General features: G+C 71.5%; 27 protein-coding genes. 10 read left to right on the top strand and 17 right to left on the bottom strand.

All coding sequences use genetic code 11. The features are described 5' to 3' along the window. Nucleotides 1–37: 37 nt before the first annotated feature. Together KK087_RS02110 and KK087_RS02105 are read right to left on the bottom strand one after the other, a co-directional pair. A complete protein-coding gene (locus KK087_RS02110; RefSeq protein ID WP_214530024.1) occupies nucleotides 38–943 on the bottom strand; it encodes a metal ABC transporter solute-binding protein, Zn/Mn family in 906 nt (301 codons plus the stop codon). Nucleotides 944–1,069: 126 nt separating this feature from the next. Further along, nucleotides 1,070–2,338 carry a PTS transporter subunit EIIC gene (locus KK087_RS02105; RefSeq protein ID WP_214530025.1) on the bottom strand — a complete coding sequence of 423 codons (1,269 nt, stop codon included), beginning with the start codon at nucleotides 2,336–2,338 and terminating at the stop codon, nucleotides 1,070–1,072. A 178-nt stretch (nucleotides 2,339–2,516) separates the two neighbouring features. Here KK087_RS02105 and KK087_RS02100 point away from each other — a divergent pair, with 178 nt between their 5' ends. Both KK087_RS02100 and KK087_RS02095 read left to right on the top strand, forming a co-directional pair. After that, nucleotides 2,517–2,753 (top strand): PTS sugar transporter subunit IIB, encoded by a 237-nt coding sequence (locus KK087_RS02100; RefSeq protein WP_071293232.1) that lies wholly within the window; start codon nucleotides 2,517–2,519, stop codon nucleotides 2,751–2,753. Beyond that, on the top strand, nucleotides 2,750–3,202 hold the full coding sequence (locus tag KK087_RS02095) for a PTS sugar transporter subunit IIA (protein ID WP_214564056.1): 453 nt from the start codon (nucleotides 2,750–2,752) through the stop codon (nucleotides 3,200–3,202). Before KK087_RS02100 ends, KK087_RS02095 begins: the two co-directional genes overlap by 4 nt. 78 nt (nucleotides 3,203–3,280) lie before the next feature. Here the strand turns inward: KK087_RS02095 and KK087_RS02090 are convergent, their stop codons facing one another. The 6 genes from KK087_RS02090 to KK087_RS02065 form a co-directional block, all read right to left on the bottom strand. Further along, entirely contained in the window at nucleotides 3,281–4,015 is a 735-nt protein-coding gene (locus tag KK087_RS02090) for a GntR family transcriptional regulator (RefSeq protein ID WP_214544794.1), read from the bottom strand. Between the two features lie 126 nt (nucleotides 4,016–4,141). After that, entirely contained in the window at nucleotides 4,142–4,723 is a 582-nt protein-coding gene (locus KK087_RS02085) for a GNAT family N-acetyltransferase (protein ID WP_194628389.1), read from the bottom strand. A 110-nt stretch (nucleotides 4,724–4,833) separates the two neighbouring features. Further along, nucleotides 4,834–6,435 carry a dihydrolipoamide acetyltransferase family protein gene (locus KK087_RS02080; RefSeq protein WP_214564055.1) on the bottom strand — a complete coding sequence of 534 codons (1,602 nt, stop codon included), beginning with the start codon at nucleotides 6,433–6,435 and terminating at the stop codon, nucleotides 4,834–4,836. A gap of 41 nt (nucleotides 6,436–6,476) precedes the next feature. Continuing rightward, on the bottom strand, nucleotides 6,477–7,436 hold the full coding sequence (locus KK087_RS02075) for an alpha-ketoacid dehydrogenase subunit beta (RefSeq protein WP_110894911.1): 960 nt from the start codon (nucleotides 7,434–7,436) through the stop codon (nucleotides 6,477–6,479). An 86-nt stretch (nucleotides 7,437–7,522) separates the two neighbouring features. Next, nucleotides 7,523–8,659 carry a thiamine pyrophosphate-dependent dehydrogenase E1 component subunit alpha gene (locus tag KK087_RS02070; protein ID WP_214564054.1) on the bottom strand — a complete coding sequence of 379 codons (1,137 nt, stop codon included), beginning with the start codon at nucleotides 8,657–8,659 and terminating at the stop codon, nucleotides 7,523–7,525. 23 nt (nucleotides 8,660–8,682) lie between these two features. Continuing rightward, nucleotides 8,683–9,762, bottom strand: coding sequence for a histidinol-phosphate transaminase (locus tag KK087_RS02065; RefSeq protein ID WP_214530030.1), 1,080 nt, complete (start codon nucleotides 9,760–9,762; stop codon nucleotides 8,683–8,685). Between the two features lie 61 nt (nucleotides 9,763–9,823). On the opposite strand from KK087_RS02065, the gene KK087_RS02060 reads away from it, so the two are divergent. The 5 genes from KK087_RS02060 to KK087_RS02040 all read left to right on the top strand — a co-directional run bounded on the left by KK087_RS02060 (nucleotide 9,824) and on the right by KK087_RS02040 (nucleotide 14,395). Then, a complete protein-coding gene (locus tag KK087_RS02060) occupies nucleotides 9,824–10,222 on the top strand; it encodes a phage holin family protein (protein ID WP_017886475.1) in 399 nt (132 codons plus the stop codon). 47 nt (nucleotides 10,223–10,269) lie between these two features. Beyond that, complete coding sequence (locus KK087_RS02055) at nucleotides 10,270–10,782, top strand: low molecular weight protein-tyrosine-phosphatase (RefSeq protein ID WP_017886476.1); 513 nt, start codon at nucleotides 10,270–10,272, stop codon at nucleotides 10,780–10,782. Then, nucleotides 10,779–12,164, top strand: a complete 1,386-nt coding sequence (gene purB, locus KK087_RS02050) for an adenylosuccinate lyase (RefSeq protein WP_214530031.1) — start codon at nucleotides 10,779–10,781, stop codon at nucleotides 12,162–12,164. The genes KK087_RS02055 and purB overlap by 4 nt, the downstream gene beginning before the upstream one ends. 198 nt (nucleotides 12,165–12,362) lie before the next feature. Further along, nucleotides 12,363–13,586, top strand: a complete 1,224-nt coding sequence (locus KK087_RS02045; RefSeq protein WP_214564053.1) for a hypothetical protein — start codon at nucleotides 12,363–12,365, stop codon at nucleotides 13,584–13,586. Between the two features lie 41 nt (nucleotides 13,587–13,627). Continuing rightward, on the top strand, nucleotides 13,628–14,395 hold the full coding sequence (locus tag KK087_RS02040) for a L,D-transpeptidase family protein (RefSeq protein WP_214564052.1): 768 nt from the start codon (nucleotides 13,628–13,630) through the stop codon (nucleotides 14,393–14,395). Nucleotides 14,396–14,538: 143 nt separating this feature from the next. Here KK087_RS02040 and KK087_RS02035 read toward each other — a convergent pair whose 3' ends face one another. Then, nucleotides 14,539–15,453 carry a LysR family transcriptional regulator gene (locus tag KK087_RS02035; RefSeq protein ID WP_214530033.1) on the bottom strand — a complete coding sequence of 305 codons (915 nt, stop codon included), beginning with the start codon at nucleotides 15,451–15,453 and terminating at the stop codon, nucleotides 14,539–14,541. A 71-nt stretch (nucleotides 15,454–15,524) separates the two neighbouring features. Here KK087_RS02035 and KK087_RS02030 point away from each other — a divergent pair, with 71 nt between their 5' ends. Beyond that, nucleotides 15,525–16,547 carry an EamA family transporter gene (locus KK087_RS02030; RefSeq protein WP_250900751.1) on the top strand — a complete coding sequence of 341 codons (1,023 nt, stop codon included), beginning with the start codon at nucleotides 15,525–15,527 and terminating at the stop codon, nucleotides 16,545–16,547. On the opposite strand, the gene KK087_RS02025 is transcribed toward KK087_RS02030, so the two are convergent. Together KK087_RS02025 and KK087_RS02020 are read right to left on the bottom strand one after the other, a co-directional pair. Then, a complete protein-coding gene (locus tag KK087_RS02025; RefSeq protein ID WP_214530034.1) occupies nucleotides 16,516–17,490 on the bottom strand; it encodes an epimerase in 975 nt (324 codons plus the stop codon). The genes KK087_RS02030 and KK087_RS02025 overlap by 32 nt on opposite strands. Beyond that, a complete protein-coding gene (locus KK087_RS02020; RefSeq protein ID WP_214564051.1) occupies nucleotides 17,490–18,167 on the bottom strand; it encodes a DUF4166 domain-containing protein in 678 nt (225 codons plus the stop codon). The genes KK087_RS02025 and KK087_RS02020 overlap by 1 nt, the downstream gene beginning before the upstream one ends. 48 nt (nucleotides 18,168–18,215) lie before the next feature. Between KK087_RS02020 and KK087_RS02015 the strand changes: the two genes are divergently transcribed. Continuing rightward, nucleotides 18,216–19,130: a cation diffusion facilitator family transporter gene (locus KK087_RS02015; RefSeq protein WP_214564050.1), complete on the top strand. Its 915-nt coding sequence runs from the start codon at nucleotides 18,216–18,218 to the stop codon at nucleotides 19,128–19,130. 214 nt (nucleotides 19,131–19,344) lie between these two features. Here the strand turns inward: KK087_RS02015 and KK087_RS02010 are convergent, their stop codons facing one another. Both KK087_RS02010 and KK087_RS02005 read right to left on the bottom strand, forming a co-directional pair. Continuing rightward, nucleotides 19,345–19,947 (bottom strand): hypothetical protein, encoded by a 603-nt coding sequence (locus tag KK087_RS02010; RefSeq protein ID WP_214564049.1) that lies wholly within the window; start codon nucleotides 19,945–19,947, stop codon nucleotides 19,345–19,347. A gap of 130 nt (nucleotides 19,948–20,077) precedes the next feature. After that, nucleotides 20,078–21,367, bottom strand: a complete 1,290-nt coding sequence (locus KK087_RS02005; protein WP_214544780.1) for an MFS transporter — start codon at nucleotides 21,365–21,367, stop codon at nucleotides 20,078–20,080. Nucleotides 21,368–21,406: 39 nt separating this feature from the next. On the opposite strand from KK087_RS02005, the gene KK087_RS02000 reads away from it, so the two are divergent. After that, nucleotides 21,407–22,327, top strand: coding sequence for a LysR family transcriptional regulator (locus KK087_RS02000; RefSeq protein WP_214564048.1), 921 nt, complete (start codon nucleotides 21,407–21,409; stop codon nucleotides 22,325–22,327). Nucleotides 22,328–22,397: 70 nt separating this feature from the next. On the opposite strand, the gene KK087_RS01995 is transcribed toward KK087_RS02000, so the two are convergent. The 4 genes from KK087_RS01995 to KK087_RS01980 all read right to left on the bottom strand — a co-directional run bounded on the left by KK087_RS01995 (nucleotide 22,398) and on the right by KK087_RS01980 (nucleotide 24,774). After that, the gene (locus KK087_RS01995) at nucleotides 22,398–23,174 is read right to left on the bottom strand and encodes a hypothetical protein (RefSeq protein WP_214530302.1); all 777 of its coding nucleotides are present in this window, start codon (nucleotides 23,172–23,174) and stop codon (nucleotides 22,398–22,400) included. After that, complete coding sequence (locus KK087_RS01990; protein WP_214530301.1) at nucleotides 23,164–23,703, bottom strand: RNA polymerase sigma factor; 540 nt, start codon at nucleotides 23,701–23,703, stop codon at nucleotides 23,164–23,166. Before KK087_RS01990 ends, KK087_RS01995 begins: the two co-directional genes overlap by 11 nt. A gap of 151 nt (nucleotides 23,704–23,854) precedes the next feature. Next, a complete protein-coding gene (locus KK087_RS01985; protein ID WP_027464979.1) occupies nucleotides 23,855–24,118 on the bottom strand; it encodes a hypothetical protein in 264 nt (87 codons plus the stop codon). After that, entirely contained in the window at nucleotides 24,115–24,774 is a 660-nt protein-coding gene (locus tag KK087_RS01980; protein WP_214530300.1) for a DUF308 domain-containing protein, read from the bottom strand. The genes KK087_RS01985 and KK087_RS01980 overlap by 4 nt, the downstream gene beginning before the upstream one ends. Nucleotides 24,775–24,908: the final 134 nt, after the last annotated feature.

Genomic DNA, 24,908 nt, shown 5'->3' with positions numbered 1-24,908 from the left:
GCCGGGCCGTGGGTCGCCGCTGCTGCGGTCGAGGTCGTCACTTCTGGAGCGCTGCCTTCACCGCGTCGATGTTCGCCTGCTGCCACGAGACGTAATCCTGCCCCTCGGGGAGCGTCTCCGTGACACCGACGACGGGGATGTCGTTCTCCTCGGCCGCCTTCTGGACCTGTTCGGTCTCGGGGCTCGATGCCTGGTTGTTGTAGGCGAGCAGCTGCACGCGCTTGCCGGTGAACAGCGCGAGGGTGTCGCGGAGCGCCGCCGGCGGGACGTCGTCGCCCTCCTCGATCGCCTCGGAGAAGTCACCGGGGGTCTCGTTCGTCAGGCCCATCGCGTCGAAGAGGTACCCGGGCACCGGCTCGGTGTACGCGACCTTGTCGCCCGCGTCCTGCTGCTTGACCGCGTCGGTCTGCGACTCGAGGTCCTCGAGCTTGGTGGTGAGGGCGTCCGCGTTCTTCTCGAACGCGTCCTTCCCGCCCTCGTCGAGCGCGCTGAGGTCCTTCGTGACCGCGTCGACGAGCTTCACCATCGTCGGGTAGCTGTAGAAGACGTGCTCGTTGAACTCGCCGCCCTTGTCGAGCCCGGAGAGCTTCACGACGTTGATCGTGTCGGCCTTGGTGTCCGAGGCGTCCGCGAGCGTCGTCATGAAGTCGTCGTACCCGCCACCGTTCTCGATGAGCAGGTCGGCCTTCGACACGGCGAGCTGCGTGCGGGCGCTCGACTCGAAGGAGTGCGGGTCCTGCGACGGGTCCTTGAGGATGCTCGTCACCGAGACGGCGTCGCCGCCGATGGTCTTCACGATCGAGCCGTAGACGTTCGTGGAGGCGACGACGTTGATCGTGCCGTCGGTGCCGGCCTCCCCCGAGGCGGATGAGGTCGCGCACCCGGTCAGGGCGAGCGCGGCGGCGCCGGCGACGAGCGGGAGGGCGAGGAGGCGGTTGCGCATGGCACGACGCTAACGCCTACTGATAACGATTGTCAAAACCGCTATGAGGGCTCTCAGCGCGACCGGGAACGGACGGGAGGCCCGGTGCCAGCTGGCACCGGGCCTCCTGTCCGGAAACGCTCGCGTCTACGGCTTGGTGGCCGCGTCGATCGTGTTCTCGGCGATGGTGTCCTCTTCACGCCCCGGCGTGCGGAGGTTCCACTTCTTGATCACGAAACTGAACAGGAAGTAGTAGATGACGGCGTACCCGAGGCCGATCGGGATGAGCCAGATCGCGCCGTCCGCCTTGCCGAAGTTCAGCACGTAGTCGATCGCACCCGCCGAGAACGAGAACCCGTCGTGGATCCCGAGGGCGTTCACCAGGGCGAGCGAGGTGCCCGTGAGCACCGCGTGGATGATGTACAGCGGGAACGCCACGAACATGAACGAGTACTCGAGCGGCTCGGTGATGCCCGTGACGAACGAGGTCAGTGCGGCGGAGATCATGATGCCGCCGACGAGCTTGCGGTTCTGCGGCTTGGCGTTGCGCCAGATCGCGAGGGCACCGGCGGGCAGCGCGAACATCATGATCGGGAAGAAGCCGGTCATGAAGGTGCCGGCGGTCGGGTCACCCGCGAGGAAGCGGTTCACGTCACCGTGCACCGCGATGCCGTCCGCGCCGGTGAAGCTGCCGAGCTGGAACCACGGGAAGAAGTTGAGCAGCTGGTGCAGACCGATCGGGATGAGCATGCGGTTCGCGAACCCGAAGATGCCGCCACCGATCACGGCGTTGTCGGCGACGGCGGTGCCGGCAGCCGTCAGCGCGATGTCGAAGTAGCGGTAGACGAACGACATCAGGACCGCGATGACGAGACCCGCGGCGGCTGCGAGGATCGGCACCAGTCGGCGGCCGGAGAAGAACCCGAGGAAGTCGGGCATCTTCGTGCGGTGGAACTTCTCCCACAGCACCGCGGAGACGAGCCCCATCACGATGCCGCCGAGGACACCGAAGTTGATGGTGGCGGGGTTGCCGGCCGAGTCCTTCACCCCGTCGAGCACGATCGGCGACATGGCGGCGAACACCTGGTACATGACCATGTACCCGACGACGGCCGCGAGGGCGGTGGTGCCGTCCGACTTCTTGGCCCACCCGATCGCGATGCCGACCGCGAACAGCAGCGGCAGCCAGGTGAACACGGCCTGCCCGGCGGCCGCGATGATCGTCGCACCCTGCTCGAAGCCGGGGATCGCACCGAGCATGTCGGACTGGCCGAGTCGGAGCAGGATGCCCGCTGCCGGCATGACCGCGATCGGCAGGAGCAGACTCCGTCCGAGGCGCTGGGCGTTCGCGAAGACCCGGGACTGCTTCTTCGGCTTCTTCTTCTCCGGCACATCCGCGGCAGTGGTGGCGCTCATCGGAGGTCCTCTCGTCATTGGGTGGAGCTGTCGGGGTGAGTTGAGTCGTGCAGCCAGCGCAGGTAACCTCGGCGGTGTCGCCAGGTCCGGTCCTGTCCGGTCATGACCAGTTCCGTAGTCTGATCCGAGAGCGGTCCGGTGTCAACCTGTGACGCAAACCCTTAACGAGGAGGAAACGATGGCCGACATCAAGGCTGCCGACATCATCGCCGCGCTCGGCGGTGCCGACAACATCGAAGAGGTCGAGGGCTGCATCACGCGCCTCCGCGTCGAGGTCGAGGACGGGGACCTCGTCGACAAGGCCGCCCTGCAGGCCGCCGGGGCACAGGCCGTGGTCGGTGGCGGGACCGGCTGGCAGGTCATCGTCGGCACGATCGCCGACAACCTCGCGCAGGACATCCAGGACGAACTGTGACCGTCGTCCGCACCCCGTTCGCCGGCCCGGTCGTCGCCCTCGCCGACGTGCCCGATCCGGTGTTCGCCGGGCAGCTCGTCGGCGCCGGTGTCGCGGTCGACCCGACGGGCGTCGAGGGTGCGATCACCGCGGTCGCCCCGGTCGACGGCACCATCGTGAAGCTGCACCCGCACGCGTTCGCGCTGCAGGGCGCTGCGGGCACGGACATCCTGGTCCACGTCGGGATCGACACCGTGAAGCTGTCGGGCGAGGGCTTCGAGCTCCTCGCCGCCGAGGGCGACACCGTCACTGCCGGCGAACCCGTCGTCCGCTTCACCCCCTCGGTGATCTCGGCGGCCGGCTACTCGCCGATCTGCCCCGTCGTCGTGCTCGGTTCGACCGCGGACAGCGTCGACCAGGGGATGGTCGGCACCACGGTGCTCGACGGCGACACCCTGTACGAGGTCTAGGGCCACTTCCCCCTTCGAGAGCGACCGTGTGCTGCGGAACACCCGCGGCACACGGTCGCTCTCGTGTTGCTGAGGGATCTAGGCGACCGCCGGGGTCGCGGTGACCTCCATCTGCACCCGGTAGCGGTCCGAGCGGTACCAGCTCCGGGTGTGCTCCACGGGGCGCTCCCCCGCGTACGACACCCGGTCGAACTCGAGCACCGGCGCTCCGGTCTTCGTGCCGAGCAGCGTCGCCACGTCGTCGGCAGCGGGGTTCGCCGCGACGGTCTGCTGCGCGCGGTCGATCGGGGTGCCGTACGCCGTCGCGATGATCGAGTACACCGAACCGGACAGGTCGTGGTCGAGCAGGCCCGGGAACGCGTCGGCCACGAGCCAGGCGTCGTCGATCGACACCGGGGCGCCGTCGGCCATCCGCAGGCGCTTCACGTGGAAGGCCGGCACGTCCGGGTCGATGCGCAGCGCCGCGGCGGTGTCGGCCGGCGGTACCCGCTCTTCGCGCACGAGCACGACGGTGGTCGGCTCGTGCCCCATCGCCCGCATCTCCTCCGTGAACGAGGCGAGGTGCAGCGTCGACTGCACGGGGCGGTGCGCCACGAAGGTGCCCTTGCCCCGGACACGCTCGAGGTAGCCCTCGTTGACGAGCTGGCCGAGGGCTTCGCGCACGGTGATCCGGGAGACGCCGTACTCGGCGATGAGCTGGCGTTCGGAGGGGATCGCGGCGCCGGGGGCCAGGCGGGTGGTGACGAGGTCGAGCAGGATGCGCCGCAGCTGCTGGTGCTTCGGTTCGGCACCCTCGGTGATGCGGCTCGTCATGCGTCCCTCGTGCTCCGTTGCTGGTCCTGGGCGGTGGTCATGCGCGGACATGACCAGTTCCCATCACAGTAGCGAGTCAGCCCGGGAAGACCAACGTGCACCGGCGTCGGACGGCGGAGCGGGCGCTCAGGCGTTGGCCACGAGCCAGGCGAACTGCTCGTCGGAGAGCAGCCGATCCGTCCAGACCTGTCCGTCGACCCCGGCGGCCGCACGGTTCTGCACGGCGGGCGGCCCCTGCCAGACCAGCGAGAGTCCGGCACGACGGAGCACCGCGGCGGAGGCGGGGTTGTTCGTGAGCACGCGCCCGGTCACCGGCACGTCGGGAGCGGTCTCGGCAGCAGCGCGGACGGCCGCGAGGGCGATCTCGGACGCGAAGCCCTGCCCCCACGCGGCCGGCGCCAGGCGGTAGCCGAGGTTCCAGACCCCTCCGGCGGTCATGTCGACCCCACCGACGCCGACGAAGGCGTGGTCGGAGGCGTTCCGGACCGCCCAGGACCCGAGGCCGTGCCGTGCACGACCGCCGATCTTGCGCTGCACCATGTCCACGCTCGAGCTCCGCGCCACGTGCCGACCGGTGGGCAGGTGCTGCCACGTGCGGGCGTCCGAGAAGAGCGCGTGCACGTCGTCGATGTCGGCGGGCGTCAGCGGGGTGAGCAGGAGGCGATCCGTTCGGATCTCCTGCGAGGGGGTCAGGAGCTGGTGGACCATGCACCGATCATGCCGCCGACCCACGACATCCGCGTGAACACCACGCGACGATCGCCGGATCGCGCGGACTCCGTGCGGAGAGCCGCAGGGAGTCCGCACGGGAGCGGCGACTAGTCGAGCAGGAGCGCGGGCTCCTCGAGCACCGAGGCGACGTCGTGCACGAAGCGGGACGCCACGTCACCGTCGACGACCCGGTGGTCGAACGAGGCGCCGATCGTCGTCACCATGCGCGAACGGACCTCGCCGTCGACGACCCACGGCTTCGGCTTGATCGTGCCCATGGCGACGATCGCGACCTCGCCCGGGTTGAGGATCGGGGTCCCGGTGTCCATGCCGAACACACCGATGTTCGTGATCGACACCGTGCCGTTCGCCATCTGCTTCGGCGTGGTCTTGCCGTCGCGGGCGGTCAGGGTGAGCTCCTCGAGCGCCTGTGCCAGCTCGAGCAGCGACATGTCCTGCGCGTCCTTGATGTTCGGCACGATGAGCCCGCGCGGGGTCGCCGCGGCGATGCCGAGGTTCACGAAGTGGTGGACGATGATCTCGCGGTCGGTCCAGGTCGAGTTCACCGAGCGGTTCCGACGGACGGCCCAGATGACGGCCTTCGCGACGATGAGCAGCGGCGAGACCTTGACGCCGGCGAACGTCGGCGAGGCCTTGAGCCGCTTGACGAACTCCATCGTGTGGGTCGCGTCGACGTCGACGAACAGCGACACGTGCGGTGCCGTGAACGCGGACGTGGTCATCGCGGTCGCGATGGCCTTGCGGACGCCCTTGACCGGGATCGTCTCGCTGCGGACCTCGCCCCACTCGGGCGTCTCGATGTTGCGGAAGACGCTGGCCTGCTTCGCGTGCCGGATGACGTCGTCGCGGGTGACCTCGCCGGCCAGACCGGTCGCGACGATCTCGGTCAGTTCGACGCCGAGGTCCTTCGCGAGCTTCCGGATCGGCGGCTTCGCCAGCACGTTGGTGGCCGTGCTCTGCTTGTGCGCGGAGCCGGTGCCGAGCGCGCTGATCGCCTCGGCCGTGCTCTCCTCGCCCGGGTCGACGGAGGCTTCGGCGGCCGCCGCGGTGTCCACACTGGAGGCGCGGCTCGCCTCGGCCGCGAGCGCTGCGGCCCGGCGGGCACCCGGCTTGCGTCGGGAGGGCGACGAGGTCGCCGAGCCGTAGCCGACGAGGACGGCGCCGGAGGACTCGTCGGTGCCCTGGACGGAGGCGTCGACCGCGACCGGCTGGATCGGCGCAGCCGCCGGTGCGGCGGCAGGGGCAGGCGCGGCCGGAGCGGGGGCAGCGGCGCGTGCCGGCACCGCCGCGGGAGCGGGAGGGGTCTGCGCGACCGGAGCCGACGGGGCGGCAGCGGTCGGAGGGGTGGACGCGACCACGGGCGAGACCGGGGCGGAATCGGCGACGGGAACCGTGCCTCCCGGCTGTTCCGCAGGCGGCGTGAGGGCTGCTCCGGACGCGACCGAGGCGTCCGAGTCGACGCGGATGATCGGCTTGCCGACCTCGACCGTGTCACCCTCGGACACGAGCAGGCCCGTGACGGTTCCGGCGAACGGCGAGGGCAGCTCGACGAGCGACTTCGCGGTCTCGATCTCGACGAGCACCTGGTCGACGGCGATCTCGTCCCCGATGGCGACGCGCCACTGCACGATCTCGGCCTCGGTGAGGCCTTCACCCACGTCGGGCAGGGGGAATTCGGCGGCGGCCACTACGGCTCCTTCGCGGATCTGGTCGTGCTCGGTCGGACGGGTCAGTAGGCGAGGGCGCGGTCGACGGCCTCGAGGATGCGGTCGGCATCCGGCAGGTGCAGGTGCTCGAGCTTCGAGACCGGGAACGGCACGTCGAAGCCGGAGACCCGCAGCGGCGGTGCCTGCATCGTGTAGAACGCCCGCTCGGCGACGGTCGCGGCGATCTCGCTGCCGACACTGACGAAGCCGGAGGCCTCTTGTGCGATGACCAGGCGACCGGTCTTGCGGACGGAGGCGAGCAGCGGCTCCCAGTCGATCGGCGAGATCGAGCGGAGGTCGATGACCTCGCAGCTGGTGCCCTCGGCCTCGGCGATGTCCGCGGCCTGCATCAGCGTCGCGACCATCGCGCCGTGACCGACGAGGGTGACCTCGGTGCCGGTGCGCGCGACGCGGGTGGTGTGCATCGGGACGTGGCCCTCGACGAGGTCCACCTGGCCCTTCGGCCAGTAACGCGACTTCGGCTCGAGGAAGATCACCGGGTCCTTCGACGCGATGGCCTCCTGGATCATCCAGTAGGCGTCGTTCGGGGTGCTCGGGCTGACCACGCGCAGGCCCGGGGTGTGCGCGAAGTACGCCTCCGGGGACTCCTGGTGGTGCTCCACGGCGCCGATGTGCCCGCCGTAGGGGATGCGGATGACGACCGGCAGCGACATGTGCGCCGGCAGGCGGTTCGCCATCTTCGCGAGCTGCGACGTGATCTGGTCGAAGCCGGGCCACACGAAGCCGTCGAACTGGATCTCGACGACCGGGCGGTAGCCGCGCAGGGCGAGGCCGATCGCGGTGCCGATGATGCCGGCCTCGGCGAGCGGGGTGTCCCGCACGCGCTCGGCGCCGAAGCGGTCCTGCAGGCCCTCGGTGATGCGGAAGACGCCGCCGAGCTGGCCGATGTCCTCGCCCATCAGCAGGACCTTGTCGTCCGCTTCCATCGCCGCGGCGAGCCCGGCGTTGAGCGCCTTGGCCATCGGCAGGGTCGGGGTGGGGTCGCTCGGGACCTCGCCGGCGCCCGGGTGGGCGCGGAGCGTGTAGTCGAAGAGCTGCTCGGTGGTGCTCATGCGTGGGCGCCCCCTTCGAAGCCGGCCTCGTACTGGGCGAGCCAGGCCTTCTGCTCGGTGATCCGCGGGTGCGGCTCGCGGTAGACGTTGTCGAACATCACGTCGACGGACGGTGCGGTCAGCGCGACGGTGCGGCGCCGGACGTCGGCGGCGATGTCCTCGCCCTCTTCGTCGAACGCGGCGAACTGCTCGTCCGTCGCGCCCTTCGAACGCAGGTACGCCTCGGACCGGACGATCGGGTCACGGCGGACCCACTCCTCGAGCTCGCCGTCGGCGCGGTACCGGCTCGGGTCGTCCGAGCTGGTGTGCGCACCGATGCGGTAGGTGTCGGCCTCGATGAAGGCCGGGCCCTGCCCGCTGCGGGCGTGCTCGGTCGCGACGACGGACGCCGTGTAGGAGGCGAGGATGTCGTTGCCGTCGATGAGGACGCTCGGGATGCCGAAGCCGCGCGGTCGGTCGACGAGCGGCGTCGGGGACTGCACCGACACCGGCACCGAGATGGCCCAGTGGTTGTTCTGCAGGAAGAAGACGACCGGTGCCCCGGTCGACGCGGAGAACACGAAGGCCTCGTTCACGTCGCCCTGGCTGGTGGCGCCGTCGCCGAAGTAGACGATCGAGCAGGCGTCGCGGTCCGGGTCGCCCGTGCCGACGTCGCCGTCGAGCTTCTGGCCGAGTGCGTACCCGGTGGCGTGCAGGGTCTGCGAGCCGATCACCAGGGTGGAGATGTGCGTGTTGCCGCGCTGGTCCGGGTCCCACCCGCCGTGGGTCTGCCCGCGGTACATCGCGATGATCTCCATCGGCTCGACGCCGCGCTGCATGGTGACGGCGTGCTCGCGGTACGACGGGAACACGTGGTCCTGGGCGCGCAGGGCGAACGCGGAGCCGGTCTGCGCGGCCTCCTGCCCGTGGCTGGGGACCCACAGGCCGAGCTGGCCCGTGCGCTGGAGGTTGTGGCCGGCGTGGTCGAACCGACGGGTGAGGACCATGCGGCGGTGCATCGCCAGCAGGGTCTCGTCCGGGATCGCTCGCGCGGCGGCGGCGAACTCGGCGTTCTCGTCGGTCTCCACGAACCGACCCTCGGGGTCGAGGAGCCGGACGGTGGTCGTCGCGGGAGCCGCGGCGCGGAATGACATGCGGGCCAGCGTAGCGCCAGGCACTAGTCGGCCACCTGGAGGTCCCCCACAAGTGAGCGGGCCGTTTCGAGGAGCGTTTCCACAGCTTCGTGCTCGCCGATCGAGATGCGGATGCCCTCCGGCGGGAAGGCCCGGACGATGATCCCGGCGTCCTCGAACGCCGCTGCCGCGGTGGCCGTCCGCTCCCCCGTCGGCAGCCAGAGGAAGTTGCCCTGGGCGTCCGGGACGTCCCAGCCCTGGGCGCGGAGCTCGCCGACGATCCGGTCCCGCAGGGTCGCGATCTCGGACACGCGCTCGAGCAGTTCGGCCTCGCGTTCCAGGCTGGCCAGCGCCGCTGCCTGCCCCTGGGCGGTCACCGACAGTGGGATGGCGCACGCGCGGACCGCGTCGAGCACGTAGTCCGGGCCGAGCGCGTAGCCCACCCGGAGGCCTGCGAGCCCGTACGCCTTCGAGAAGGTGCGGAGGACCACGAGGTTGGGGTGCGCGGCGAGCAACGGGTGACCGTGGACGGCGGTCTCGTCGGTGACGAACTCGGCGTATGCCTCGTCGAGCACGACCAGCACCGACTGCGGCACCGCTGCCATGAACGCGTCGAACTCGTCGGCGGTCACGATCGGCCCCGTCGGGTTGTTCGGCGAGCAGACGATCACCATGCGGGTGCGCTCCGTGACGGCAGCAGCCATGGCGTCGAGGTCGTGCCCGCCGTCGGCGCGGTTCGGCACCGGCACGCTGGTGGCACCGGCGACCGTGACGACGCCGGGGTACGCCTCGAACGAGCGCCAGGCGTAGACGACCTCGTCGCCGGGGCCCGAGGTGGCACGGGCGAGCTCGTGCAGGATCGCGACGCTGCCCGGGGCGACGTGCACCTGCTCGGCGGTCAGGCCGAAGCGGTTGGCCAGCACGGCACGCACGGCGAGGGCGGTGGCGTCGGGGTAGCGGTTGTACGAGGTCTGCGCCTGCACGGCCTCGACGACCCCGGGGAGCGGTGGGAACGGGTTCTCGTTGCTCGACAGCTTGAAGGCGGAGTCGGCCGCCTGGCGTCCCTGCTTGTACGCGGGGAGGACCGCCACCTCGGGCCGGATGTGCACACGCTGCTCGCTCACCCGCACAGGCTACCGGCACGTACACGGCACCCACGAGGGGAAGCGAGGGCATCATGGGCACATGCGATTCCTCGTCCGCCTCGTCGTCAACGCCCTCGCGCTCTGGCTCACCACGCTCATCGTCAGCGGCGTCTCCGTGACGCCGTTCGGTGACGGCGGCACCACCGCGACCGTGCTCACCTTCCTGCTCGTGGCGTTCGTGTTCGGCCTCGTGAACGCGGTGATCGGCACGCTCATCCGGATCGTGGCGTTCCCGATCTACATCCTCACGCTCGGGCTCATCTCGTTCGTCGTGAACGCGATCCTGCTGCTCATCGTCGCGGGCATCTCGGAGGCGTTCGGCTTCGGGCTCGAGGTCGACTCCTTCGGCTGGGGCATCGTCGGTGCCTTCGTGCTCGCGGTCTTCGCGTGGCTGATCGGGCTCTTCGCTCGCCCGGTCCTCAACCGCCAGCGGGCGTGAGGTCGGCGGACCTCGCGGCGGACCCCGCCCTGCGTCATGATGTGCTCATGACCCAGGACGTCGACGCCCCGTTCCGCGTCTCGTTCGTCTGCAGCGGCAACATCTGCCGCTCCCCCATGGCCGGTGTCGTGTTCGCGCAGATCGCCGCGGACGCCGGTCTCGCCGACCGGTTCCAGGTGGAGTCGGCCGGCACCGGTGACTGGCACGTCGGGGAACCCGCCGACGAGCGCACGATCGCAGCCCTGGCGGCGCGCGGATACGATGGCAGCAGGCATCGCGCCCGTCAGTTCGACCCGGACCGGTTCCCGGACCTCGACCTGGTGGTCGCACTCGACCGCTCCCACGAACGCATCCTGCGCTCGTGGGCCCCGACCATGGACGACTCCGCCAAGGTGACGCTCCTGTTGCGGTACGACGCCGCCTGGCCCCAGCAGGCCGACGTGCCGGACCCGTACTACGCGGACCGGCACGAGTTCGACCGAGTGCTCTCGACCGTCGAACGTGCCTGCCGGGCGCTCTTCCACCAGCTCGAGCCGGCAGTCCGTCAGGGAGCCCCATGACCCCCCTTCCCCCGCAGCCGATCAGCCCGCTCGACGGGCGCTACTACCCGATCGTGCACACGGTGGGCGAGCACCTCTCCGAGGCCGGCCTCAACCGCGCGCGCATCGTGGTCGAGGTCGAGTGGCTCATCTTCCTGACCGACCACGCGATGTTCACCACCTCGCCGCTCAGCGTCGACGACAAGGCCGCACTCCGCGCGATCGCCTCGACCTTCGGCCACGACCAGATCGCGGAGCTCGCCGAGATCGAGGCGACGACCCGTCACGACGTCAAGGCCGTCGAGTACTTCGTGCGCCGCCGCCTGTCCGAGCTCGGGCTCGACGCGATCGCCGAGCTCACCCACTTCGCCGCCACGAGCGAGGACGTCAACAACCTGTCCTACGCACTCACCGTGCGGGACACCGTCGACCAGGTCTGGCTGCCCGGCTTCCGCGCCGTGATCGAGAAGCTCCGCACGCTCGCCGTCGAGCTGAAGAGCGTGCCGATGCTCTCGCACACCCACGGTCAGCCGGCCACCCCGACGACGCTCGGCAAGGAGCTCGCGGTCGTCGTCTACCGGCTCGAGCGCGTGCTCGCCCAGATCGAGGGCGGCGAGTACCTCGGCAAGTTCTCCGGCGCGACCGGCACCTTCTCGGCGCACCTCGCCGCGGACCCCGAGGCCGACTGGCCCGCACTGTCCCGCGAGTTCGTCGAGGGCCTCGGCCTGACGTGGAACCCGCTCACCACCCAGATCGAGTCGCACGACTGGCAGGCCGAGCTGTACGACCGGGTGCGTCACGCCAACCGGATCCTGCACAACCTGGCCACCGACGTGTGGACCTACATCTCGATGGGGTACTTCACGCAGATCCCCGTCGCCGGTGCCACCGGGTCGTCGACGATGCCGCACAAGATCAACCCGATCAAGTTCGAGAACGCCGAGGCGAACCTCGAGATCTCGTCGGCGCTCTTCTCGACGCTGTCCGAGACCCTCGTGACGAGCCGCCTGCAGCGCGACCTGACGGACTCCACCACCCAGCGGAACATCGGCGTCGCGTTCGGGCACTCGTTGCTCGCACTCGACAACCTGCGCCGGGGCCTGGGCGAGATCGCCGTGAACGAGGCGAAGCTCGCCGACGACCTCGACCACAACTGGGAGGTGCTCGCCGAGGCCATCCAGACGGTCATCCGTGCCGAGGTCACCGCCGGGCAGTCGAACATCGAGGACCCCTACGCGATGCTCAAGGAACTCACGCGCGGCAAGCGTGTGAGCCAGCAGGACCTCATCGTGTTCGTGAACCGTCTCGACATCTCGGACGGCGCGAAGGCCCGGCTGACCAACCTGACGCCGGCGACCTACACGGGCCTGGCGGACGAGCTGGTGGACCACCTCGACGTCTGAGCACGGTGGACCGTCGGCCGGACGGTCGTCGGTCCGCCGCCGGATCTCCGTCCAGCCGGATCTCCGTCCAGCCGGATCTCCGTCCAGCCGGATCTCCGCCAGGGGGTGCGCAATCCTGAGCGGTTCGATAGATTCGTGGTGCTGAGTACATCTCAGCACGGGGGGCGTCGCAGTGGATGCACCCTGTCCACTGACCGGATGGATCTCCACACCGTGCTTCGTTCTCGCATCACCGCGGCCGCCGTCGGCGCCACCGTGCTCGGCGTCTCCGCCGCCCTCGTCCCGACGGTCTCGACCGCCGTCGTGACGAGCACCGCCGCTTCGGCCATCGTCACCTGGACCGACTCCGCCGACGAGTTCACGGCCGCGCCGACCGGCACGTTCCCCCTGAACGACCAGTGGTACTGGGCATCCGTGACCGACCTGGGTGGCGGCGGCACGATCACCGACCACGCCACGCTCGACGAGGACGGCCTGTCCGTCTCCGAGGGTGAAGCCGTCGCGCTGGTCCGCGGCCTGAACACGCCGGTGGCCCCGGCTGCCGTCCCCGCGCTCGCCGCCGGGATCAGCATGACGACGACCGGCGCGACGAGCTTCGGCCTCGCGGTCCAGGAGGGCGACGACTCCACCGCACAGTCCGTGGTCTTCGCCACGGACGAACCCGTCACCGACGGTGGCGGCACGATCAGCGGCACCAGCAACTGGATCGACCCGACGACCGGCGAGGTCGAGTCGACGACCGAGCTCGCAGCCGACCTGCGGGACGCGGACGCCGAGGTCGTCGGCTACGTCGTCTACGTCGGCATCGACATCGCCGACGGGATCACCGCGCCCCCGACCGAGCCGACCGAGACGCCGGCTCCGACCGATCAGCCCACCCCGGCCCCGACCGTGGACGGCGCTCCGGCACCGACCGGGCTTCGCGGCACCGAGCTGAAGAGCCTCGCCGCGCCGCTCGAGGTCAACGGGCAGGCCCTCGCCGCCGACGCCAGCGGTTCGATCTCCGCGCTGCGCGTCGACGACACCACGACGTACTTCACGCCGCAGCCCACCGCGGCCGCCGAGCTCCTCACCCCGACCGCGACCCTGACCGAGGCCACCACCGCCGGTGTCCGCATCCAGGGCTCGGGCTTCGCCCCCGGTGAGGTCGTCGGCGCCGGCGTCGGCACCGGTGCTCAGGGCACCGAGATCCCCGGGGTCGCGTTCCGCGCCGACGCCGAGGGCAACGTCTCCGGCACCATCGTCCTGCCCGCCGACTTCGTGAACGCCGCCGGCGCCTACAGCGTCGGTCTCGTCGGCGCCTCGTCCGCGCAGGCCGCACAGGCCGCGCTCACCGTCACCGCCGACCCGGCCGCTGCCGGTGACCCGGGCACGGCTCCGGTTGCCGTCCCGGTGCCCGGAACGGCGACCTTCACGGGCTGATCTTGCCGATCCTCCCGACCGAGCCACGGCGGCGTGCGACTGTGATCGCCGCCGCCGTGGCCGTCGTCTGTGCGGGGGCCGTCGCGTTCGTCGCGCTCGGTCCCCTGTCAGCCGCACCCGCCCCGACATCGACCCGGTCCGTCGCGGCACCGACGCCCACCCCGACGACGACACCGAAGCCGACCCGGTCGGCAGCACCGGTCGACGCGGTCGACGCCCCGGCCAGCACCACCGTCGCCGCCGTCAGCGGCGCGTCCGTCCCGGTCAGCAGCAAGCCGGGTGGCGCGAGCACGACGACCCTCGAGAACCCGCAGGCGTCCGGTGCCCCGCTCGTCTTCCGGGTCGTCGACCAGCAGGACGGCTGGGCGGAGGTGCAGCTCGCACAGCGCCCGAACGGCAGCACCGGCTGGGTGCCGACGAGCGCGCTCACCCTGTCCGAGGACCCGTACGCGATCGTCGTCACCCGCTCGACGAACACCCTCGACCTGTACAAGGCAGGGAAGGTCGTCGACAGCTACCCCGTCGCGACCGGCACCGGCGGCACCCCGTCGCCGATCGGTCGGTTCGCGCTGACCGAGCTGCTCGCGCCCACGAACGAGGGCTACGGCCCGTACGCGTACGGCACGACGGCGTTCTCCGACGTGCTCAACTCGTTCGGCGGCGGCCCCGGACAGATCGGGCTGCACGGCACCGACGACACGTCGAGCATCGGCACGGCGGCCTCGCACGGCTGCATCCGCATGCACAACGCCGACATCACGGCCCTGGCGGAGCGCCTGCCGCTCGGCACGCCGTTCCAGGTGCGCTGACGGGCTCACCCCGCCACAGTTCGTGAGCAGGAATGGTCGGGTTCCGCATCGGGACCCGACCATTCCTGCTCACGAAGCGGGTCTGCCGCGGCCCGCCCGCGGCCTGGAGGCGCGGCGTGCGCCCGGCAGTGGGCGCAACCATCTCAGGTGGTGACGTCCAGGGCCACGGCGACCAGCGCCTCCAGGACGGTGCGCACCACGGGACGGACGGCCCGGTCCGGGCGGACCAGTGCCTCGATGCGGCGGCCGGCACGGACGTCGGCGAGTTCCGCCAGGTGGAAGCGCCCGGCGGCCCGCGTGCCCGACGTGTACCGCGGGACGAGTGCGATGCCGTGGCCGGCCGCCACCAGGTTCTCGATGACCGGCAGGTGGATCGTGCGGAACGCGACACTCGGTGGGGTGTCCGTCGCCGCGGCCATCGCGTGCAGCACCCGGTCGATCGGGTAGCCCTCGGGGACGCCGATCCAGCGTTCCCCGACGACCTCGTCGATGCCCACGCGCACGCGGCCGGCCAAGGCGTGCCCGGGCGGCAGGGCCACGTCGAGGGGTTCGCGGAGCAGCGGCACGGTGTCGACCGATCCCTGGTCGGCCGGTCGGACGCCGTCCGACCGGTGCCCGACGACGACGTCGTGGTCCGCGGCGAGGGGTGCGAACTCCCCCTCGCTGACGTCCACGTCGACCAGGGTCAGCGTGATGCCCGGGTGCGCCTGCATCCGGGTGAGCACGCCGGGCAGCAGCAGTTCCGCCGCCGACGGGAAGATCGCCAGGGACACCGGCCCGGTCGTCCCGCCGAGGTGCTCCTGCCAGGCGGCGTCGACCCGCGCGATCGCGGTCGCGACACCGGATGCCAGGCCCGCGAGCACTTCGCCGTGCGGGGTCAGCCGGACCCCGCGCCCGACACGTTCGACCAGCGGGACGCCGACCTGCCGCTGCAGGGTCTGCAGCTGCTGGGAGACGGCGCTCGGCGTGCGGTGGGTGGCCTCGGCGACGGCGGTGACGCTCCCCCGCTCGGCGAGTTCGCGCAGGACCGCGAGCAGCTGCACGTCGAAGTCGACCATGCAGGGACCCTACAACGTCGGTTGCAAGAGTTTCGATGGACCTACAACATGAGGCCGGGGACGATCGGACCATGACCACTCGTGACCGCCTGCTCGCCGTCGTCGTGGCCGTGGTCTGGGGCCTGAACTTCCCCGCGACGGCACTCGCGCTCGAGCACTTCCCGCCGTTCCTGCTCGCAGCGCTGCGGTTCACGATCTTGGCGGTCCCGACGCTGCTGTTCGTGCCGCGGCCGCGGATCCCGTTCGGGCGGCTGCTGCTCGTCGGCCTCGGGCTCGGGGTGCTGCAGTTCTCGTTCCTGTACCTCAGCATGGCGTCGGGCATGCCGTCGGGGCTGGCCTCGCTCGTGTTGCAGGCATCGGCACCGTTCACCGTCGTGCTGGCCGGGGTGTTCCTGCGTGAGCGGCTGACCGGACGACAGCTCGTCGGGGTGACGGTCGCCGTCGCGGCCCTCGGCCTGATCGCCCTCCACCGCTCGCAGACCGCTGCCCTGCTGCCCGTCGTGCTCGCCCTGTGCGGGGCGCTCGGGTGGGCGATCGGCAACGTCGCGACCCGGCGGGCGGGGGCGGCGAACCCGCTGCACCTGACCCTGTGGTGGTCGGTCGTGCCGCCGGTCCCGATGGCCGTGCTGTCGTTCGTGGTCGAGGGGCCCGACCGCATCGGTGCCGCACTCGGCACGGCGTTCACGGCGTCGGCGCTGCCCGCGGACCTCGGCCTGCTGTACATCGTGGTCGTCGCGACCCTGGTGGGGTACGGCATCTGGTCGCGGCTGCTGGTGACCTACCCGTCGAGCACCGTCGCACCGTTCTCGATGCTCGTGCCGGTGGTCGGGGTGCTCGCGTCGTGGGCGGCCTTCGGCGAGGTGCCTGACCTCGTCGAGGTGCTCGCCGGCACGGTCGTGGTCGCCGCCGTGCTGTGGTCGTCGCGACCGGCGCGGGGCGCCGGTCCGCGACCGGCCCCCGCCGACGAGGTCGAACGACGCGCCGCTGCCGTGCCGCCGGGATCGCACGACGTGCTGCCCGGACCGCTCGTGAGCGGCAGTGCGCGCGATCTCGACCCGACCGTCACCCCCGGTGCTGGCGGCGCTCCGCGATGATCCCGGCGAGTGCCCCGTGCAGGTGCGGGTACCGGAACTCGTAGCCGGCCTGGGTCAACCGGGTCGGCACCACCCACCGGCTCTTCAACACGAGTTCGGTCTCGGTGCGGATCGCGAACGACCCGAGCTCGAGCATCCACCGCCAGGTCGGCACCCCGAACCGGCGGCCGACGGCGTCGCGGAGGGTCGCCATCACGGTGCGGTTGTCCGACGGGTTCGGGCTCGAGATGTTCACCGGCCCCTCGATCTCGGGGTGGTCGCGGAGGAACCGGATCGAGCCGAGCACGTCCTCGATGTGCACCCAGCTGAACCGCTGTCGGCCGTGGGTCGGCCGGTGGTGGTGGTACGTGCCGGCGCGGAGCCGGGAGCGCGTCGGTACCCACGGCCCGTCGTACTGCGGCCCGCCGAGTCCGGCCTGCGCGAGCCGGAGGAGCGGCAGCAGCGCGCTGCCGTCGCCGAACACGATCGCCATCCGGAGCGCCACACGACGGGTCGCGGGCAGGTCGGCGCCGAAGAACGCGTCCTCCCACGCGCGGGCGACGGAGACCGAGAACCCCTCGCCGATCTCCCCCGTCGTCTCGTCCTGCGGGCGGTCGTCTGCGTGCCGGTAGATCGTCGCGGTCGAGGCGTTCAACCACAGAGGCGTCGGGTGCTCCGACGTCCGGATGGCCTCGGCGAGCTCGAGTGTGGTGTCCACCCGGGAGCGCATGATCTCCGCGCGGTTCCGTCGGCCGTAGCGGCAGTTCACGCTCTTGCCCGCCATGTTCACGACCAGGGCGGCGCCGTTGACGAGTTCCCGGATGCGCATGGTGTTGCCCCACACGGCGTCCCCGGTCCGGCCGATGGTGACGACCCGGTAGCCCTCTTCCGTGAAGGCGTCCCGCAGGTACCGCCCCACGAAGCCGCTCGCTCCCGCGATCACGACCTTCTGCTGCTCGACCATCAACGTCCCCCTTCAGGACCGGCATCGGGCACGACGGCGTACCGGAACGCCCCCTCGTACCGGTACAGCGTGCCGAGCACCGGCGCCGTGAGCACCAGGGACACGCGCTGCAGGTCGGCTTCGTCATCGAATCGTTCTGTGAGCAGCACCCGCGGTGCGATCAGGGCCGGGAGGCGCAGATCGCGTCCCAGCGCGCGGAACGTCACGCGCTCGGAGACCAGGCGCAGGGCGCCCGCATCCGGGCCGTGCGCGTCGACCTGCGCCCGGAGCAGGGCGCTGACGCGCCCACGGCGGCCGAGGTGGTCGACCAGGCCGTCGGGTTCGGCGGTGATGGCGTCCACCATCGTGCGGGTGCCGGAGCGGAAGCGGAAGGTGCGGTGCGCGCGGACGGCGGGGCGGGCCTCCAGGCTGGTCCCGGATCCGCGTCGGACGCGAGCCGGACGGTTCTCGACCGTGAAGGGGACGTCCCGCTCCCAGACCGGGAACATGACCGCGTCGCGCGCGAACAGGGCGAGCAGGGGCCACAGCCAACGGCGCGGCGTGCCGACGACGCGGAACACGCCCTCGCCCCGGCCGACGTGTCCGGGTGGGACGGCACCGAAGTACGTGCGGAGTCGAGGGTGCAGCCGGGCCAGCACCTCGGGGGGTGTCGACAGCTCGTAGGGCGACCCGCTCACGGTGACGATCCTGGCATGTCGTCGGTGCGGATCCCTACGATGTCGCACATGGGACACGACCACGGGCACGGCGTCGGGCACGCGTCCGAGCGCGCCCTGCTCATCGCGTTCTGCATCTCGGCGGGCATCCTGCTCGCCGAGGTCGTCGGCGCCGTGGTCACCGGTTCGCTCGCCCTGCTCGTCGACGCCGGGCACATGGTCGTCGACACCGGCGGGCTCGGCATCGGGCTCGTCGCGACGCGGCTCGCCCGCCGGTCCCCGACCGCGCAGCGCACCTGGGGCTTCCAGCGGGCCGAGGTCCTCGGTGCCACGGCGCAGGCCGCGATCCTGCTCGCCGTCGGGGTCTACGTGATCATCTCGGCGGTCCAGCGGCTGTTCGTGCCGGAGGAGATCCACTCCGGGCCGCTGCTCGTCTTCGGCATCGTCGGACTCGTCGGCAACCTCGTGGCCTACGCGGTGCTGCTGCGGGCCTCGGGTGAAGGGTTCACCTCGCGGGCCGCCCGGCTCGAGGTGCTCAACGACACCCTCGGCTCGGTCGCCGTCATCGTCGCCGCGATCGTGCTCATGCTGACCGGGTGGGAGCGGGCGGACTCCGTCGCCGCGATCCTGATCGGTCTGCTCATCCTGCCGCGGGCGATCCGGCTGCTGCGCGAGACCGCGAACGTGCTGCTCGAATCGACGCCGCCAGGGCTCGACCTCGACGACGTGCGCGGCCACATCCTCGAGCTCGACCACGTCATCGCGGTGCACGACCTGCACGCGACACTCGTTGCGACCGGGGTGCCGAACCTGACGGCGCACGTGGTGGTGGACGACCACTGCTTCTCGACGGCGCACGCCCCGGCGATCCTCGACGAGCTGCAGCGGTGCGTGGCGGAGCACTTCGACGTGCCGGTGGAGCACTCGACGTTCCAGTTGGAGCCGGTGTCGCACCGGCGGCACGAGTACGAGGTGCACGCGTAGGTCGCGTGCTGGGGCGTGTGCGTCTCGGGTCTCGGTCGGGATTGGCGGCGACGGGGGAGGCGACGCGGAACGACAGGGTCGACGTCGTACGACGACGACATCGTCGCTCCGTGCACAAGCGGACTGTTGCGTGGCACCGGTTGCGACAGGGCCGATGTCGGACGACAACGGCGGTGTCGTACGACGTCAGTGGCCAGCGCCGCCGCCCACCGGGTCAGCAGTCGTCGGTGCGCGTGGGGTAGGCCGTGATCACCCGGTCGGTGGTGGCCGAGACGATGACCTTGACGTACGGGTCCTCGTCGGGGCGCGAACCGTCGTCGAACCGGACGGGTGCGGCGTAGCAGACCTTGCCGTCGCCGGCGTCGACCGGGAACCCGGGGCGCGGGGCCTCGAGCGCCGTCTGCACCGCGGTGAGCATGGCGTCGTCCCAGTCCCGCGAGCCGTGCCCGGTGACGACGTCCTGCCAGTCGGCGGTGTGCCGCACCCGGATGTGCTCGTAGCCCTGGGCAGCGGTGCCGCACTGCAGGGTGACGCGGCCGAGGGCCTCGGTCTCGTACCGGGCGACGGCCGCCCGGGTCGTGCCGTCGCACCGTGCGAGGGCGGCGGAGCCGGGCATGTCCGGCCCCGTGCGGGTGATCGTGACGGTGCTGTCACCCGAGGGCGATGCCGCACCGGTCGTCGCACCGACGGTCGAACCGCCGATGGTCGGGTCGTCAGCGCCCTGCCGTGCCGTCAGGAACAGCCCGCCGGCGAGGAGCCCGGCGGCCACCACGGCCGCGACGCCGGTGATCACGGGACGGTTGCGGTTCCGGGGCACCCGCCCAGTATGCCGGGAGTGCGGCCGCACGACGGAACCAGGTTCCGGACACGGCGCCGCGCGATCACGTGGTGCGGTGTCCGGAACCTGGTTGCGGGATGCGATGGGCGGACGCCAGGCCCGCCCCGCGTCAGGCGCGCGCGGCCAGGCGGGTGCCGGCGACGACGGCCAGGACGGCGACGAGCACCACGTACCCGATCAGGACGGGGAGCGTCGGGACCACCAGGAGCGCCGCGCCGACGGCCACGACCGGCACGGTGAGCCCGGCGTAGGCGATGAGGAACGTGGCGGCGAGCACGCCGCCCCGACGCTCCGGGCCGACCAGTGCCGCGGCGCTGCCGATGGCGGCACGGAAGAGCAGGCCGACGCCGGCACCCGCGACGACGCCGCCGCCGATGAACCCGGCGACCTGCAGCAGGACCGCGGCGACGGCCAGGACGACCAGCCCGATGACCAGGAGCACCATGCCGAGTCGGATCTGCACACGCTGCGACAGCCGGGCGAACACGATCTGCGACAGCGCACTCGCGGCGAAGACCCCGAAGGTCGTGGCGCCGGCGGCCAGGCGGTCGGTGACGTGGAACGTGGTGCCGAGGAAGCTCGGTGCGACCGAGGTGAAGAGGCCCTGCACGGCGAGCGCGGCGAACGCGGCTGCCCCGGCGGCCCAGAACGCGGCACCCTGCCCCTCCGGCGCCTGCATGCGCTGCGGGCGGTAGGCCACGGGCTGCTCGGGACGGTCGACCGTCTCCGGCGCCGCGAGCACCAGCACGAACGCGACCGCCAGCGCGATCACGAACACCACGTACGGGACCATGAGCGGCTGCCCGACGAACTCGGCGAGTGCTCCGCCGACCAGGGCGCCGAGTGACAGGCCACCGAGGTTCACGGCCCCGGCGGCGACGCTCGCGCCCTTCGCGGAGTCGCTCGAACCGGTCGCCCGAACCCGGAGCTCGCCGAGGTGCGCCGTCGCGGTCGCGGTGAGCGTCCCGACGCCGAGGCCGGTCACGAGCCGGGCGACGATGAGGCCGGTGACGTCGTTCCAGAGCAGGAACAGCACGGCGGCGACGAGCTCGAGGGCGATCGACACCAGGATGAGCGGCCGCCGTCCGTGCACGTCACTGAGGTGCCCCGCGAGGTACAGCGACCCGACGACCCCGACCCCGTACGCGGCGAAGATCACCGTCGTCGTGAAGGTCGGGAAGCCGTCGCGGGCCTGGTAGATGACGTAGAGCGGCGCGGGGACGGTCGCGAACGCCATCACCGAGAGGAACGCGAAGGCGACGACCCAGAAGCCGAAGCCGTGGCGCCGCCGGGTGTGGGCACGGCGCCCGCGGGGAGCGACGACGCGGTCACCCGCGGTTGCGGGAGCGGCGCTGGTGGCGGGGACGGTGCCCGTCGGGGTCTCGGTGACGGTCGACATGCTCCGATGGTCGCGCTCGGGGTGCATCGAGTCCAACGGATGCGCTTGATGCGAACCATCGAGCAGGTCGATACTCGGACGATGGAGACCCGGTTGCTCGAACAGTTCGTCACCGTCGCCGCCGAGGGCAGCGTCACCCGCGCGGCGGAACGGCTCTGGGCCGCGCAGTCCACGGTGTCCGCGGGCATCGCGTCGCTCGAGCGCAGCTTCGGGGTGCGACTCTTCGACCGCACGGGCCGGCAGCTCGTGCTCACCCCCGCCGGTGACGACCTGCTCCCCCACGCCCGCGCGGTGCTCGAGTCCCTCGACCGGATGCGCGACCTGGCCACCGCCGACGACGCCGACCTGCGGGGCCGGGTGCGGCTCGGCATCTTCACGAGCATGGACATCGTCGACCTGACGGGCGTGCTGCAGCGGTTCCGGCGGCAGCACCCGCTCGTCGCCGTGGAGCTGATGACCTCGCCGTCGGGGACGACCGGCCTCGTGCAGGACCTGGTCGCCGGGCGGCTCGACATCGCCTACACGGGCCTGCCCACCGTGCCGACCGGTGTCGCCGTGGAGCCGTTGCGGGAGATGCCGTTCCGGGTGTTCACCGCGTCGGACCACCCGCTCGCTGGCCGGTCGTCGGTGTCGCTCGCCGAACTCGCCGACGAGCCGTTCGTCGACACGGCGCACGGGTTCGGCAACCGGATCATCCTCGACGGGGCACTCGAGCGGCTCGGGATCCGTCGGCGCATCGTCGCGGAGATGAACGACATGCCCGCCGTGGTCCGCTTCGCCTCGGCCGGGCTCGGCGTCGGGGTCGTGCCGGACTCGGGGGTGCGGTACGACGGGGCGGTGCTCGATCTGGAGGACGAGGTCGAACCGCTCCGCATCGGCCTGGCGGTCCGGACGTCCCCGGAACCGAGCCGCGCGGTCCGGACGCTGGCGCGCGACATCGTGGCGGCGCGGGTGGGGTGACCCAGGGAAGTGGGCTTCCCCACCGACGGACTGGAGGCACGGGTCGGGTCCGCCGCGTGCCTCCAGGCCGTCAGTCCCCCCAGAACGTCGCGATGAGCGCGGCCAGGAGCCCGTCGGTCGGGACGTTGGTCTGTTCGATGGTGATCCAGGTGTCACCGCGGGTGAAGTACGTGTACGCCTTCTCGGCGCCGTACGGCTCCACGATCCCGCGGGACTGGCAGAAGGTTCCGCCGTCTCGCTCGGTGCACGTCCCGCCGCCGTCGTACGCGGGGAACTCCTCGATCTCCCGCTGGATGGTGGCTGCGGTGGCGGTCCCGGCCCGGACCTCGATCCCGGAGATGTCCGCGCGCGGGTCACGCCACGAGCAGGAGACCTTCGACTGGGTGCCTTCCGGGTCCTGACCATCCGGAACGCGGTCCGTCCCCGACGGCGGGTCGAGCTGCGTCAGCGGAGTGTCACCGAAGAAACGGACGTAGTCGGCTGCCGAGACGAGCGCGCGACAGTCCGTGGGGATGGTCGCCGTGGCGGGGGTCGGTGTCGACGTCGGGGTGGGCTTCGGGGTCGGGGTACCCGTGATCGGGGCGGAGCTCGGCGTGGTCGCGGACGGCGAGGGTTCCGGCTGCTGGGTCTGGGTGGGAGCGGCGACCGGGTCGGCGTTCTGCTGCGAGAGGGTCAGGGCGACGGCACCGGTCGCAGTGCCGACGGCGAGCAGCGCGACGACGCCGATGACGATCCCGGACCGGCCACGACGACGCTTCGGGAGCGGGGCGGCACGTTCGAGGACGTTCTGCTTCATCGAGACGAGCATGCGCTGCAGGTCGTCTCCCTCGGGAGGCTCAGTGTTCATCGTGCATCACCACCTTCTTGAGTCGTCGACGGTTGCGGGACACCCGTTGGGTGACCGCGCCGACCGTGAGCCCGAGGAGTTCGGCGGCCTCGGCGTACGAGTGACCCTCGAGCAGGCAGAGCTCGCAGATGCGACGGTCGAGGTCGGGGAGCGCGGCGATCTCGGCCCGGACCCAGCGGAGGGTCTCGCGGGCCTCGTCGTGCTCGGCGGGCGAGGCGAGGTGCTCGGGGAGCTCGTCCGCGCGGCGCCGGGCCTGCTTGCGCCCGGTGTTGAAGGCGTGGTTGCGGCACACGACGAGCAGCCACGGCAGCATCGTGTCGGCCGGCAGTTCGAGGGTCGCAGCGCGCTGCCAGAGCGTCAGGAACGCGTCCTGCACGATCTCCTCGACGTCGGACCGGTCGTCGACCAGCGCCCAGGCGTAACGGGTGAGGGTGGCGGCGTACCGGTCGAACGCCCGGGCGAGCGCGCCGGTGTCCCCCTGTGCCATCGCACGGACGAGTCCCTCGTCCGTGTCGGTGCCGGTCGTCACGTCCACATCCCACCTCCTTCACTCAGAGGTGTCGGCAGGACGAGCGATCCTGACAGGACCGTGACGGATTCGTGACCCCGGGCGTGTCCGCCGGGTCGAGCGTCGGGCGTCAGGCGTCAGGCGTCAGGCGTCAGCGATCGACGCTCAGCCGTCAGTGGAAGTCGTCGCCGTCGCCCTCGCCGGGCGTCTTGTGCCCACCGAGCATGTCGTTGTCGTCCTGCTCGCTCGACGAGGCGAGCTGCAGCATCGCGAGCACGACGACGACCACGATGAACGCGACGCCGAGGAAGATCACGGCCAGCTGCAGTTCCCGCGTCGAGAACAGCACGACGAGCCCGGTGAACACCGCGACGATCGCGGAGATCCCGAGGAGCTCGACCGGGCGCAGGCGGTCACGACGGCTGGGGGTGGTCATGCGTGTGGTGCTCCGTCCGGGGCGGCGGCCGGAGCGGCCGTTCCCCACTTGTGCGAGAGGCCGGCGATCACGTGGAAGACGGCCGTGATGGCGAGGTACGCGCCGAGCAGGCCGACGAGCACGATCGAGGCGTCGAGGATGCCGCTCACCTGCTCCACACCACCGAGCTGCTGGGAGTAGTCCGGCGGGGTGACGAGGAAGGCGATCGCGAGCAGCAGCGTGAGACCGCCGATCGTGGTCCAGTCACGGGCGAAGGGCGAACGACGACGGGCACGGAGACCCTGCGACAGCTCGAGGGCCCCGGTCAGCACGGCGAACGCGACGACGACCGTGATGAAGGCCGGCAGTCCGAACCCGTTGCAGGCGAACCCGGCGACCGCGGCCAGCAGGGTGATGAGCGCCTGCAGCAGGGTCGTCCGGCGCGAACGGCCGTCGAGGGGCAGTCGGGCGATCCCGGCGAACAGGAGCACCAGGCCCTCGACCAGGGCGAAGCCGCCGAACAGCAGCAGACCGTAGCCCGCGGCGTGGTTCGTCGAGAAGGTGATCACGAGCGCGACGACCGCTGCGGGGACCGCGCGGAGGATCGGGATCGGCCAGTACCGCGCGCGCTGGGTCGCGTCGTCCACGGTGGTGGCGTCGTCCACGGTGTCGGACACGAGACCTCTTTCGGGCATGCGGATCGTGGATCCGATCCTACCGCCGGTGGGGTGGACGCCCGACCGGAGCGGGGTCGAACCCGCGCGACCGTCCGCACCCGCGTGCCGGGACGGCACCGTCCCGCGGTGCCGTC

Origin of the sequence: Curtobacterium aurantiacum (genome assembly GCF_018598555.1) — a bacterium.
In the GTDB taxonomy this organism is placed as follows: Bacteria; Actinomycetota; Actinomycetes; order Actinomycetales; family Microbacteriaceae; genus Curtobacterium; species Curtobacterium aurantiacum.
Note: the sequence above shows the minus strand (reverse complement) of the source record. Positions and strands in the feature narration are given on the sequence as shown.

Coding starts and splice junctions, on each gene's coding strand:
- KK087_RS02030 (WP_250900751.1), top strand. CDS start 15,525: ATGACCACTCGTGACCGCCTGCTCGCCGTCGTCGTGGCCGTGGTCTGG.
- KK087_RS02005 (WP_214544780.1), bottom strand. CDS start 21,367: ATGTCGACCGTCACCGAGACCCCGACGGGCACCGTCCCCGCCACCAGC.
- KK087_RS02110 (WP_214530024.1), bottom strand. CDS start 943: ATGCGCAACCGCCTCCTCGCCCTCCCGCTCGTCGCCGGCGCCGCCGCG.
- KK087_RS02000 (WP_214564048.1), top strand. CDS start 21,407: ATGCGCTTGATGCGAACCATCGAGCAGGTCGATACTCGGACGATGGAG.
- KK087_RS01995 (WP_214530302.1), bottom strand. CDS start 23,174: ATGAACACTGAGCCTCCCGAGGGAGACGACCTGCAGCGCATGCTCGTC.
- KK087_RS02100 (WP_071293232.1), top strand. CDS start 2,517: ATGGCCGACATCAAGGCTGCCGACATCATCGCCGCGCTCGGCGGTGCC.
- KK087_RS02090 (WP_214544794.1), bottom strand. CDS start 4,015: ATGACGAGCCGCATCACCGAGGGTGCCGAACCGAAGCACCAGCAGCTG.
- KK087_RS02070 (WP_214564054.1), bottom strand. CDS start 8,659: ATGTCATTCCGCGCCGCGGCTCCCGCGACGACCACCGTCCGGCTCCTC.
- KK087_RS02025 (WP_214530034.1), bottom strand. CDS start 17,490: ATGGTCGAGCAGCAGAAGGTCGTGATCGCGGGAGCGAGCGGCTTCGTG.
- KK087_RS02085 (WP_194628389.1), bottom strand. CDS start 4,723: ATGGTCCACCAGCTCCTGACCCCCTCGCAGGAGATCCGAACGGATCGC.
- KK087_RS02105 (WP_214530025.1), bottom strand. CDS start 2,338: ATGAGCGCCACCACTGCCGCGGATGTGCCGGAGAAGAAGAAGCCGAAG.
- KK087_RS01985 (WP_027464979.1), bottom strand. CDS start 24,118: ATGACCACCCCCAGCCGTCGTGACCGCCTGCGCCCGGTCGAGCTCCTC.
- KK087_RS02045 (WP_214564053.1), top strand. CDS start 12,363: ATGGATCTCCACACCGTGCTTCGTTCTCGCATCACCGCGGCCGCCGTC.
- KK087_RS02035 (WP_214530033.1), bottom strand. CDS start 15,453: ATGGTCGACTTCGACGTGCAGCTGCTCGCGGTCCTGCGCGAACTCGCC.
- KK087_RS02060 (WP_017886475.1), top strand. CDS start 9,824: ATGCGATTCCTCGTCCGCCTCGTCGTCAACGCCCTCGCGCTCTGGCTC.
- KK087_RS02015 (WP_214564050.1), top strand. CDS start 18,216: ATGGGACACGACCACGGGCACGGCGTCGGGCACGCGTCCGAGCGCGCC.
- KK087_RS02055 (WP_017886476.1), top strand. CDS start 10,270: ATGACCCAGGACGTCGACGCCCCGTTCCGCGTCTCGTTCGTCTGCAGC.
- purB (WP_214530031.1), top strand. CDS start 10,779: ATGACCCCCCTTCCCCCGCAGCCGATCAGCCCGCTCGACGGGCGCTAC.
- KK087_RS02075 (WP_110894911.1), bottom strand. CDS start 7,436: ATGGCCAAGGCGCTCAACGCCGGGCTCGCCGCGGCGATGGAAGCGGAC.